Annotated in this window: 10 protein-coding genes and 1 pseudogene; 1 reads left to right on the top strand and 10 read right to left on the bottom strand. The window is 71.0% G+C overall.

Features of this window, described 5'->3' with window-relative positions; genetic code table 11:
• Positions 1–574, top strand: a pseudogene (locus HLH34_RS11770) (ABC transporter substrate-binding protein); the annotation flags it as partial.
• Positions 575–603: 29 nt separating this feature from the next.
• Here the strand turns inward: HLH34_RS11770 and HLH34_RS11765 are convergent.
• The 10 genes from HLH34_RS11765 to cysT all read right to left on the bottom strand — a co-directional run bounded on the left by HLH34_RS11765 (position 604) and on the right by cysT (position 10,578).
• Positions 604–957: a hypothetical protein gene (locus tag HLH34_RS11765; protein ID WP_183119760.1), complete on the bottom strand. Its 354-nt coding sequence runs from the start codon at positions 955–957 to the stop codon at positions 604–606.
• Positions 958–1,177: 220 nt separating this feature from the next.
• Positions 1,178–2,110 carry a lysophospholipid acyltransferase family protein gene (locus tag HLH34_RS11760; RefSeq protein ID WP_244959890.1) on the bottom strand — a complete coding sequence of 311 codons (933 nt, stop codon included), beginning with the start codon at positions 2,108–2,110 and terminating at the stop codon, positions 1,178–1,180.
• Positions 2,107–3,090, bottom strand: a complete 984-nt coding sequence (gene lpxK / locus HLH34_RS11755) for a tetraacyldisaccharide 4'-kinase (protein WP_183119759.1) — start codon at positions 3,088–3,090, stop codon at positions 2,107–2,109. Before lpxK ends, HLH34_RS11760 begins: the two co-directional genes overlap by 4 nt.
• Positions 3,090–5,051 (bottom strand): glycosyltransferase N-terminal domain-containing protein, encoded by a 1,962-nt coding sequence (locus HLH34_RS11750; protein WP_183119758.1) that lies wholly within the window; start codon positions 5,049–5,051, stop codon positions 3,090–3,092. Before HLH34_RS11750 ends, lpxK begins: the two co-directional genes overlap by 1 nt.
• An 85-nt stretch (positions 5,052–5,136) precedes the next feature.
• A complete protein-coding gene (locus tag HLH34_RS11745; RefSeq protein ID WP_183119757.1) occupies positions 5,137–5,640 on the bottom strand; it encodes a DUF934 domain-containing protein in 504 nt (167 codons plus the stop codon).
• Complete coding sequence (locus HLH34_RS11740; protein ID WP_183119756.1) at positions 5,627–7,330, bottom strand: nitrite/sulfite reductase; 1,704 nt, start codon at positions 7,328–7,330, stop codon at positions 5,627–5,629. The genes HLH34_RS11745 and HLH34_RS11740 overlap by 14 nt, the downstream gene beginning before the upstream one ends.
• Positions 7,320–7,658, bottom strand: coding sequence for a DUF2849 domain-containing protein (locus HLH34_RS11735; protein WP_183119755.1), 339 nt, complete (start codon positions 7,656–7,658; stop codon positions 7,320–7,322). The genes HLH34_RS11740 and HLH34_RS11735 overlap by 11 nt, the downstream gene beginning before the upstream one ends.
• Before the next feature lie 132 nt (positions 7,659–7,790).
• Positions 7,791–8,885, bottom strand: coding sequence for a sulfate/molybdate ABC transporter ATP-binding protein (locus HLH34_RS11730; protein WP_183119754.1), 1,095 nt, complete (start codon positions 8,883–8,885; stop codon positions 7,791–7,793).
• The gene (gene cysW / locus HLH34_RS11725) at positions 8,882–9,700 is read right to left on the bottom strand and encodes a sulfate ABC transporter permease subunit CysW (RefSeq protein ID WP_183119753.1); all 819 of its coding nucleotides are present in this window, start codon (positions 9,698–9,700) and stop codon (positions 8,882–8,884) included. The genes HLH34_RS11730 and cysW overlap by 4 nt, the downstream gene beginning before the upstream one ends.
• Entirely contained in the window at positions 9,697–10,578 is an 882-nt protein-coding gene (gene cysT / locus HLH34_RS11720) for a sulfate ABC transporter permease subunit CysT (RefSeq protein ID WP_183119752.1), read from the bottom strand. The genes cysW and cysT overlap by 4 nt, the downstream gene beginning before the upstream one ends.
• Positions 10,579–10,593: the final 15 nt, after the last annotated feature.

Genomic DNA, 10,593 nt, shown 5'->3' with positions numbered 1-10,593 from the left:
AGCCGCCCCGCCGCCGCCCCGGCTGGGGGCGCCGCCGTTCGACGCCCTGTTGCTGGCCGATACCGGCCTGCAGCTGGCGATGGTGATCGACGCGCTGAATACGGTGCAGGTGGCCGGAACCCCGGCGGGGGCATCACCGGTTGCGGGGTCGCCGGCCGGCCCGCCGCAGGTTCGCCTGCTGGGATCGGAATTGTGGGGGGTGTTTGCCGGAAAGCTCGGCCGGTTGCAGGGGGCATGGTATGCGGCGCCCGATCCCGCCAGCCGCCAGCGCTTCATCCAGATCTTCATGGCGCGCTATCACCATATGCCCACGCCGCTGGCCGACCTGTCCTACGATTCTGCGGCGCTGGTGGGCGCGCTGGATCGCGCCCGGGCCGAGGGACAGCCGAACGGTTATACGGTCGAAGCCCTGACGCGGCCCGACGGATTTTCAGGGGTGGATGGGGTGTTCGGCCTGATGCCGGATGGTCGGACGCGGCGGGATATGGCGATCTTCCAGATCCAGCCCGGCGGCGGTGGGCGGATCGTTGTCCCGGCGGCAGGACGCCTGGCGCGGGACGGAAGCCAAAGCTGACCGCCGAAGGGGGCGGTCGCGCGGGGCGGTCAGGCCGCCGCCGTCGCCCCGCAGGCCAGGACCGGGCGAATGGCGTACAGCGCGGCCTCGAAGCTTTTGAACGCGCCCAGGCGATGGTCGCGCAGATGGTCGATCAGGACCCAGGTCATGCCCTCGGGCCGCACCAGATAGGCGGGATCGGCGTTTTCGCGGACCCAGACCAGCACATGTTCGATCAGGCCGTCATCCGACCGGGCGGCGACATCGACGTCGCACAGCCCCATGCAGGCGCCGGCATCCAGCCACCGCATCAGATATTCCCGATGCCGGGGCAGGAAACTCAGACGCAGGGGAATCACGTTGCAGGAGCTGGTCGGAGACGGGGTGTCAACCTTCCGGGTCATTGCCATGGGCATCTGAATGTCCTCGCGGTGGGGAGCGTGGAGGAACGCTAATGCGCGCCGGACGACCTTGCCAAATTGAATCTGAGCGGCAGCGCCGCACAAACAGGCAGAACTTTAACGATGTGGCAAAAAAACAATGCTCTGTTACGCATTAGCCTTAATGTTGAGCACGAAACGGTGCAATTGCTCATGAACTGTTAAAAACTGGACCTGCCGATCATCAGGCGCGTGTCTGGAACAGGGTCTTGGGCCAGCGGCGATGCAGCCATAACCAGCTTCCCGGATGGGTGCGGATCCAGTGTTCCAGCCGGTCGTTGACCGCTTGCGTCAGGGCCAGGACATCGGCCTGGCGGTCTCCGGTGTCGGGCAGGGGCAGCGGTGCCTCGACATGGATGCGCAGGCGCGCGGGACCCAGGCGTTCGACATAGCCGGGGATGACCGGGCAGCGGTAACGCAGCGCCATGGCGGCCAGGGCCGGCGCGGTCATCGCGGGGTGGCCGAACAGCCGGGCCTCGATCCCGTCGTTCATCTTCTGGTCCACCAGCATGCCCAGCCGCCCGCCCCGGGCGACGTGGGCCAACGCGCCCCGCGCCCCGCGCGCGCCCTTGGCGAACAGCGGCACCGATTGTTCCATCGCCTCGTCGCGCAGGGTGCGGATCATCCGGTCGATCAGGGGATTTGCTGCTGCGCGATAGAAGGATGCGAACGGCAGGCCACGATGCGCCACGGCCGGCGGCAGCATTTCCCAGTTGCCGATATGGCCCGAAACGAAGATCGCGGCCCCTCCGCGCGCCACCTGGGCAGCCAGGTGCTCGCCCCCCGTCATGTCCCATCCCGGGCCGTGGGCCGGGTCGCGGGGCAGGCGGGACAGATGAGGAAATTCGCCGACCGTCCGGCCCAGATTGTCCCATACGTCGCGAATGATGGCGCGCCGCGCCGCCCGGTCCAGCCCCGGCAGGGCAAGGCGCAAATTGGCGTCGGCCACCCGCGAGACCGGCAGGCGCGGGCCGATCGCGCGGCTGATCGCCCCGCCGACATCGGACGCCCGGACCGGCCCGAGGCGGCGCAGCAGCCCCAGCGCCACCCGCGCCGCCAGGGCTTCGAGCCGCATGAGCATCGTGACGCGCGGTCCGCAGTTGCCTCTGTCGGTCATTGCCGCCCCCCTTCCAGCCAGAGATCGAGAAGCCGGTCGGGGGCCGACGGATCGGCCCAGGCCAGCCGGACATCCATGGCCCGGACCTGTGACCGGAAAGCCACAGGCAGGCGGACGGCGTCCTTGGGCGTGGTCAGCAGAATGGCGTCATGCCCGCGGGCGGCGTCGCGCAGGCGGCGTAGATCGTGGTCGCGATAGGGGTGATGGTCAGGGAAGGGCAGGCAGGCGGCAAGGGGCACGCCCTGCCGGCGCAGGCCGTCGAAGAATTTGTCCGGCCGTCCAATGCCGGCGAAGGCGACGGCCGAGCGTCCGTCCAGCAGCCACCCGGCATCGTCCATGTCCAGCCGCGCGCGCAGGACCGGCAGCCTCTCCGGCAGGGCTGCCGATGCCCCGGTCAGATCGTCCCCGATCAGGACGACGGCACGGGCCCGGGCCGCGCCGGCCGCCACCGGCTCGCGCAGGGGGCCGGCGGGCAGCACGTACCCATTGCCGAACCCGCTGGCCCCGTCGACGACCAGCAGCGGCATGTCCTGATACAGGCCGGGATTCTGGAAACCGTCATCCATGACCAGGCAGTCGGCCCCCGCCGCAATGGCGGCGCGCGCGCCGGCCGCGCGGTCGGCGGCAACGATGCACGGAGCCACGCGCGCCAGCAGCAGGGCCTCGTCCCCCACGGTGGCGGCGGTGTGGAGGGCCGGATCGACCCGCACGGGGCCGCGCACCCGCCCGCCGTAGCCGCGCGTCAGGAAATGCACCGTGCGGCCCCGCGCGACCAGCCGGCGTCCCAGATCCAGCGCCAGGGTCGTCTTGCCCGCGCCGCCGGCCGTCAGGTTGCCGCAGCACAGGACCGGGACCGGCGCCCGCCATCCCGGCCGCCGCACGCGCCGGGCGGTGCCCAGCGCATAAAGCGTGGATGCCGGCGCCAGCAGGCGTGCGATCCAGCCGCCGTCGGGCTGGGACCAGAAGCGTGGCGGGTGCATCAGCCCCCCGCCATGGCCAGCAGGCGCGCGGCAATCCGGTCCGGCAGGTCTGGGTCGCCCTCGACGGGGCCGGCGCGGCGACGGGACTGCGCCAGACGCGCGGGGTCGGACAGCAGGCCGTCCACCCACTCGGCCAGGGCGGCGGGATCGGCGACGATGGCGATGGTGTCGCCCAGCCGGGCGAAGGCCTCGGTGAAATTGTCCGTCAGCGGGCCGGACGCCAGGGCCGCGCCCAACCGGGCCGGTTCCATCGGGTTATGGCCCCCGCCCCGCCCGGGGCCGGGCAGGCTGTTGCCGATGAAGACGATCGGCACCGCCCTGTAGAACAGGCCCAACTCGCCCAGCGTGTCGCAGACCCAGAACCGGTCGGTCGGGCCCGGGGTCGCACCCAGCGCACGGCGGGGGACGGGAGGTGTCTCCAGCCCAGCCGCGATGGCGGCGCCGCGTTCGGGGTGGCGGGGGACGATGACGGTCAGCAGGTCAGGATGGCGCGCGCGGATCACCTGGTCGGCCTGGGCGATCAGTTCTTCCTCGCCGTCGTGGGTCGAGGCGGCCAGCCAGACGGGGCGGCCGGAGATCGCGTCCACGATCCCGGCCAGTTGTGCCGGGTCGGCCGGAAGCGGGGCGGCGGCCTCCTTCAGGTCGCCGGGCACGTCCATCCGCGTGGCACCCAGCGCGCGCAGCCGGGCAGCGTCCTCGGCCGAGCGCGCGGCGATCCAGCCGAAGCGCGACAGCATGCGCCGCGCCAGCCCCGGCACTCTGCGCCAGCCGTCACGCGAGCGGTCGGACAGGCGGGCGTTGATCAGGGCGAGGGGCACGCCGGTGCGATGGCAGGCCTCGATCAGATTGGGCCACAGTTCGCTTTCCGTCAGGGCTGCGGCGTCGGGGCGCCAATGGCGCAGGAATCGGCCGATCCAGCGCGGCACGTCCAGCGGCACGAACTGGTGGATGACCCGCCCGCCCCATGCCTCGCCGGCCAGGCGGCGGTCCAGCAGGTCGGCGGCGTTGACCGTGGCCGTCGTCAGCAGCACATGCAGCCCCGCATCGCGCGCCATCATGCGGTCGATCATCGGCAGGATCGACAGGCTCTCGCCCACACTTGCGGCGTGCAGCCAGATCAGCCGGCCGGCGGGGCGCGGGCGGCCCGTCAGGCCCATGCGTTCGCGCAGGCGGTCGCGCCGTTCCTTGCCGCGCGCCAGCCGGCGCCGCAGCAGCAGGATCAGGGCCGGGGCCAGCAGGGTGGCCAGCAGCGCCCACAGGCGTGAAAGGCCCCCGGCAGGCGGGGGGCAGGCGGCTTCGGTCGCGGCGTCGAGGGCATCGCCGATGCGCTGCGCCGCGGCCGCCCGGTTGCCGCGCGCCGGGATGACCGGCGCGCCGCAGACCACGCGGCCGCGTCCGAACGGCAGCGGAATCAGCATCCGGTCCCACGTGCCCAGTCGCCAGGACCGGCACCACACCCCCACCGGCACCACCGGCGCGCCCGACAACACGGCCAGGCCCGCGACCCCCGGTTGCGCATGGCGGCGCGGACCGCGCGGCCCGTCGGGGGTGACGGCGACCAGGCTGCCGTCGCCCAATTGGCCCAGCAGGCCGCGCAATGCCGCGGCGCCCCCCTTGTTCCGGCCCGTACGTTCCGTCGATCCGGCGATGACGTCCACCCCCCAGGGGGCGACGATGTCGGCGATCATCCGCCCGTCACGGTTGCGGCTGACCAGAACATGCATGCGCAGCGCGGGGTCGCGCCGCGCGGCCCACCACCACAGGGCGGGGGTCAGGACCAGTGTTTCATGCCAGAAGGCGATCAGCGCGGACCGTCCGTCGCGGGGCGTCAGCACCGGCAGGGCGTCGGGGTGAATGTCGAACGTCCAGCGCGTGGTGCGCAGCGCCAGGACCAGATAGGAGCGCAGCATCCCGATGGCCAGGGCACGGCCCCGCCCACCTGCCAGCAGGCGTTTCAGCATGTCCGGCCCTGGAGGGGGAAGCAGCGTGTCATGCGCCTGCCGGTAGCATGGCAGGCCGGCGGGCGGAAGGGGACGGCGCCGCCGGTCAGTTTGCCGCTTGGCCGAGGAAACGACGCAGCCCGAACCCTTCGGCGCGCTCGTCGCGCACCGAGGGCTGGTAGGCGGTGGTGAAGCGTTCATGCGCCTGCGCCCACACGGCCGGGTCCGCGCCGTCGGGCAACTGGACGGTCGAGGCGCCGCAGCGCAGCAGGAATTCGTACTGGTCGGGCAGCGGCCGGCCGGTGACGCGGACCTCGCCGGCAAAATCCAGATGCTCGCGCAGGGCCCGCGCCTGGCTGAAGGCGCGTCCGTCGCGGAAGGTCGGGAAAGTCACGGCGACCAGCGCCAGGCGCGGCAGCGCCGCGCGCAGCACGGCGACGTCGGCGTCCGAGGGCAGGGCGACGCCCAGCTTCTCGCCGGCCGGGCGGGCCAGCCCGTCTTCCAGCCGGTCCAGCGGCACGATCACCGGGCCGGTGGTGGGCAGGGTGTCGTCGCTGCCGACCGTGGTCCAGCGATCTTCGACGAGGCGGCCATTTTCAAGCAAGGGCATAGACGGCATCCTTGAACAGCGCGGCGCCGAGCCGCCGATAGGTGTCGAGGAAGCGCTCCCCGTCGGTGCGATGGACCAGATAGGCATCGACCAGATGGGCGATCGCGTCCACCGTCGCATCCTCGGGCAAGGCCGGGCCCAGGATCTGGCCGATGGCGGCATCGTTGCCGGCCGAACCGCCCAGCGTCAGCTGGAAGAATTCCTCGCCTTTCTTGTCCACCCCCAGGATGCCGATATGCCCGGCATGGTGATGGCCGCAGGCGTTGATGCAGCCCGAGATCTTGATCTGCAGGTCGCCGATCCGTTCCTGCAGAGCGGGGTTGGCGAAGCGGGCGCTGAGCTTCTGCGCGATCGGGATCGACCGCGCGTTCGCCAGCGAACAGTAATCCAGACCCGGGCAGGCGATGATGTCGCCGATCAGCCCGATATTGGCGCTGGCCAGGCCCGCGCGGCCCAGTTCCTGCCACAGCGCATGCAGCTGGTCCTGGCGGACATGGCCCAGGACGATGTTCTGCATGTGGCTGATCCGGATCTCGCCGAACGAGAAACGGTCCGCGATGTCGGCGATGGCGTCGATCTGCGCCGAGGTCGCATCACCGGGAATGCCCCCATCGGGCTTGAGCGAGACGACGGCCGAGATATAGCCCGCCGCACGGTGCGGATGGGTGTTGGTGCGGACCCAGCGGTCGAAGAGCGCATCGGTGCGCCGTGCCTCGGCCAGGCGGTCGGCGGCGTCGGACGGGGCGTCCAGCACCGGCGTGCCGAAGCGGGCGCGGATGGCGGCCACCGTTTCGGGCGGAAGGCGATAGCGCGCGCGGTCCATCGCCGCGAATTCGGCATCGACCTTCTCGCGATAGCCTTCGGCGCTCAGCGCCTGGACCAGGATCTTGATGCGCGCCTTGTAGATGTTGTCGCGGCGTCCGTACTCGTTATAGACGCGGACCATCGCCTCCAGATACGCCAGCAGGTCTTCTTCGGGCAGATTGTCGCGCAGGTGCACGCCCACGACCGGGGTGCGGCCCATGCCGCCGCCGACGAAGACGTCGAACACCGTACCATGGCGCCCGGGCTTGGCCACCAGTCCGATATCGTGGAAGCGCGCCGCCACACGGTCGTTGGGGCTGCCGCTGATCGCGATCTTGAACTTGCGCGGCAGGAAGGAAAATTCCGGATGCAGCGTCGACCATTGCCGCAGGATTTCGGCATGCACGCGCGGGTCCAGCAATTCGTCCACCGCGGCGCCGGCGAACTGATCGCAGGTGATGTTGCGGATGCAGTTGCCGCTGGTCTGGATGGCGTGCATGTCCACCGCCGCCAGCCGCGCCAGGATATCGGGCGTATCCTCCAGGCGGATCCAGTTGAACTGGATGTTCTGGCGGGTGGTGAAATGGCCGTAATCGCGGTCGTATGTCCGTGCGATATGCGCCAGTTCGCGCATCTGGCGGGAATCGAGGATGCCATACGGAATGGCCACCCGCAGCATGTAGGCATGCAATTGCAGGTACAGCCCGTTCATCAGGCGCAGCGGCTTGAACTCGTCCTCGGACAGGGCGCCGGACAGGCGGCGGGCGACCTGGTCGCGGAACTGCTCGACCCGGTCGTGCAGGAAGGCGCGGTCCACCTGGTCGTAGGCATAATGCCCGACCGGCGCGGCACCGGTGTCGGGGGTGGCGAGGATCTCAGCGGACATCGGGCGGGCCCTCGGTCAGGGTGGCGAATTCCGGGTGGACGGTGGGGCCGAAAGCGCGGATGCGCTCGCGCACCGTGACCGGCACGGGCGTCGTGCTGTCGTCGCCGATCTGCACGCCATAGACGCCGACGACGCCATCGGCCTGCTGGCGCCGCGTGGCGGTGTCGATCACGGCCTCGATCCCGTCATTGGAAAAGACCTGGGCGGCGTCGATGCGTCCGGACCACGCGCCATCCTCGGCCAGCCAGACGATCCGTCCGTCCAGCAGCCGGTTGGCGGTCACGACGCTCGACCCGCCCGCCTGGCGGCGGTTGTTCCTGACATCCACTCTGATTTGTCCTCTGTCAGCCGGCAAACCTGTTTCACCGGGTCATTAGGGGATTAACTGGGTGTGCACAAGGATAATGCACAATAATAAAATGTATAATGATCCATCCTCACCCGGATGGCGTGCGGGCCTTCATGCCACCCGGCTGGCGCCTGCATCGGTGTCGCAGGCCGCCAGGCCGTGGAACAGCGACCGCCCGTCCCGGAACAGCCTTGCGGCCGAGATATCGAGCCCGTAGCGCGCCTGCGGCCCGTACTCGCTTTCGTCCGCGGGACGCATGATGGTGACATGGCGTTCGCCGATGGCGATGTCCAGATGGGCGTAGCCGCCGCGCGTGTGGTCGAGGGCGGCCCGCGCCTGGCCCATGCCGGGCCGCAGAACGGCGTCGTAGGGGCGGATCATCGCGGTCGCCCGTCCATCCGGCGCCTCGGCGGGGAAGGGCAGGACGTCGCCGTCGTCCGGGACCATGCGGCCCCGGCGCACCACGCCTTCGAACGCCAGGCATTCGCCCAGGAACTGCATGACGAAGGGGGTCGCGGGGTCGCGTTCCAGCACCGGCGCCGGCGCCGTCTGCACGATGCGCCCGTCCTGCATGACCACCAGCCGGTCGGCGATGTCCATGGCCTCGTGCTGGTCGTGGGTGACCAGGATGGTGGTCAGGCCCAGCCGGTCATGCACGCCGCGCAGCCAGGTGCGGATCGATTTGCGGACCATCGGGTCCAGCGCGCCGAACGGCTCGTCCAGCAGCAGCAGGCGGGGCTGGGTGGCCAGCGCGCGGGCCAGCGCCACGCGCTGCCGCTGGCCGCCCGACAATTGCGCGGGATAGGCGCCCTCCATCCCCGGCAGGTGCATCAGCTCCAGCAGTTCCGCGACCCGCCGTGCGATCTCGGCCCGCGCCGGGCGCTGCCGGCGCGGCAGGATCCGCAGGCCGAAGGCGATATTGCCGGCCACGGTCATGTGCGGGAACAGGGCGTAGTTCTGGAAGACGAAGCCGATATGCCGCTCGCGCGCCGGACGGCCTTCCATGGGCGTGCCGTCCAGGCTGATGGCGCCGCCCTGGTGGAAATCCAGCCCCGCGACCACGCGCAGCAGCGAACTCTTGCCCGCGCCGGACGGGCCGACCAGGGCCACGAATTCGCTGTCGGCGATGTCCAGCGACACGCCGTCCAGGATGGGGCGCGCGCGGCCCGCGACATGCCGCACGATATCCGTCACATGCAGGCTCATGCCCAGTCCTCCGCCTTGCCGGCTCCCGCCTTGTCGGCCTGTCGTTCCAGAATGCCGCGCAGGGCGACGGTGGTCATGGCCATCAGGGCCAGCAGGGCGGCCATGGCGAAGGCCGCGACCGTCTGATAGCCATTATACAGTGTCTCGATATGCAGGGGCATGGTCTCCGTCAGGCCGGGAATGTGGCCCGAAATGACCGAGACCGCGCCGAATTCGCCCATCGCCCGGGCGGTGGTCAGCAGGATGCCCGACAGCAGCGCCCAGCGCGCGCCGGGCAGGGTGACGCGCCACAGGATCTGCCAGAAACCGGCGCCCAGCAGCAGGGCGGCCTCCTCGGCGTCGCGCCCCTGGCGCTGCATCAGCGGCAGCAACGTCCGTGCGACATAGGGGAAGGTCACGAAGATCGTGGCCAGCAGGATGCCCGGGGCGGCGAAGGCGATGGTGATGCCGTGCCGGGCCAGCGCCGCGCCCCACCAGCCCTGGCTGCCGAACAGCAGCAGCCACACCAGCCCCGCCACCACCGGCGAGACGCTCAGCGGCAGTTCGATCAGCACCAGCAGCACGCCGCGCCCGGGAAAGGTGAACTTGGACAGCGCCCAGGCGGCGAGGATGCCGAATGTGGTATTCACGGCGACCGACAGCGCGGTCATCTCCACCGTCAGCCAGATCGCCGCCTGCGCGTCGGGGTCGGCGAAGGTGGCCAGCGCCGCCGGCAGGCCCTGCCGCAGGGCCTCGACGAAGACCAGCGTCGGCGGCAGCAGCAGGACGATGGCCACGATGGTATAGGTTGCAAGCCCCAGCAGGATCCGGCTCATGCCGCTTCGCCCCCGCCCAGGCCGCGCGACAGCCGCCGCCGCAGGGCCGAGATGACGGCCAGCGACAGGAAGGCCGCCAGCAGCATGATGAACCCGACCGAGGTCGCGCCGGCATAATCGAATTCCTGCAGGCGGATGACCACCAGCAGCGGCGCGATTTCGCTGCGGAAGGGCTGGTTGCCGGCGATGAAGATGACCGAACCGTATTCCCCGATCCCGCGGGCGAAGGCTAGGCCGAAGCCGGTGGCCAGCGCCGGCAGCAGGGGCGGCAGCAGGACGCGCGTCACGATCTGGCGGCGATGCGCGCCCAGCAGCGTGGCCGCTTCCTCCAGTTCCGGCGGCAGGTCGCGCAGCACCGGTTCCAGCGTGCGGACGACGAACGGCAGGCCCACGAACGCCAGCGCCAGCATGATGCCCAGCGGCGTGAAGGCGACGCGGACGCCCAGTTTCGCCAGCGGCGCCCCCAGCCAGCCATGCGGGCCATACAGCGTGGCCAGCGTGATGCCGGTCACGGCGGTGGGCAGGGCGAACGGCAGGTCGATCAGGGCATCGACGACCCGACGGCCCGGCAGCCGGGTGCGAACCAGCGACCAGGCCAGCAGAAGCCCCAGCGGCAGGTTGACCAGCGCCGCCAGCGCGGCGCTGCCGAAGCTGAGCTCCAGCGCCGCCAGCATCCGCCGGTCGTGCAGGGCGGCCAGCATCGGGGCCGCGCCGTCCTGCCACGGGCGGATCGCCAGGGCCAGCAGCGGCAGCACCACCAGCAGCCCGACCCACAGGATCGTCGCCCCCAGCGCCAGATGCAGCCCCGGCAACGCGTCCCGCCGGGTGCGGGCGCGCGGACGGGGCCACAGCCCCGGCAGGCGGGGGGCGGAAGGCATGGGGCCGTTCACCAC

Origin of the sequence: Gluconacetobacter azotocaptans (assembly GCF_014174355.1) — a bacterium.
Classification (GTDB): domain Bacteria; phylum Pseudomonadota; class Alphaproteobacteria; order Acetobacterales; family Acetobacteraceae; genus Gluconacetobacter; species Gluconacetobacter azotocaptans.
This window is presented reverse-complemented; position numbering and strand designations above follow the sequence as displayed.

Coding starts and splice junctions, on each gene's coding strand:
- HLH34_RS11765 (WP_183119760.1), bottom strand. CDS start 957: ATGACCCGGAAGGTTGACACCCCGTCTCCGACCAGCTCCTGCAACGTG.
- HLH34_RS11760 (WP_244959890.1), bottom strand. CDS start 2,110: ATGACCGACAGAGGCAACTGCGGACCGCGCGTCACGATGCTCATGCGG.
- lpxK (WP_183119759.1), bottom strand. CDS start 3,090: ATGCACCCGCCACGCTTCTGGTCCCAGCCCGACGGCGGCTGGATCGCA.
- HLH34_RS11750 (WP_183119758.1), bottom strand. CDS start 5,051: ATGCTGAAACGCCTGCTGGCAGGTGGGCGGGGCCGTGCCCTGGCCATC.
- HLH34_RS11745 (WP_183119757.1), bottom strand. CDS start 5,640: ATGCCCTTGCTTGAAAATGGCCGCCTCGTCGAAGATCGCTGGACCACG.
- HLH34_RS11740 (WP_183119756.1), bottom strand. CDS start 7,330: ATGTCCGCTGAGATCCTCGCCACCCCCGACACCGGTGCCGCGCCGGTC.
- HLH34_RS11730 (WP_183119754.1), bottom strand. CDS start 8,885: ATGAGCCTGCATGTGACGGATATCGTGCGGCATGTCGCGGGCCGCGCG.
- cysW (WP_183119753.1), bottom strand. CDS start 9,700: ATGAGCCGGATCCTGCTGGGGCTTGCAACCTATACCATCGTGGCCATC.
- cysT (WP_183119752.1), bottom strand. CDS start 10,578: ATGCCTTCCGCCCCCCGCCTGCCGGGGCTGTGGCCCCGTCCGCGCGCC.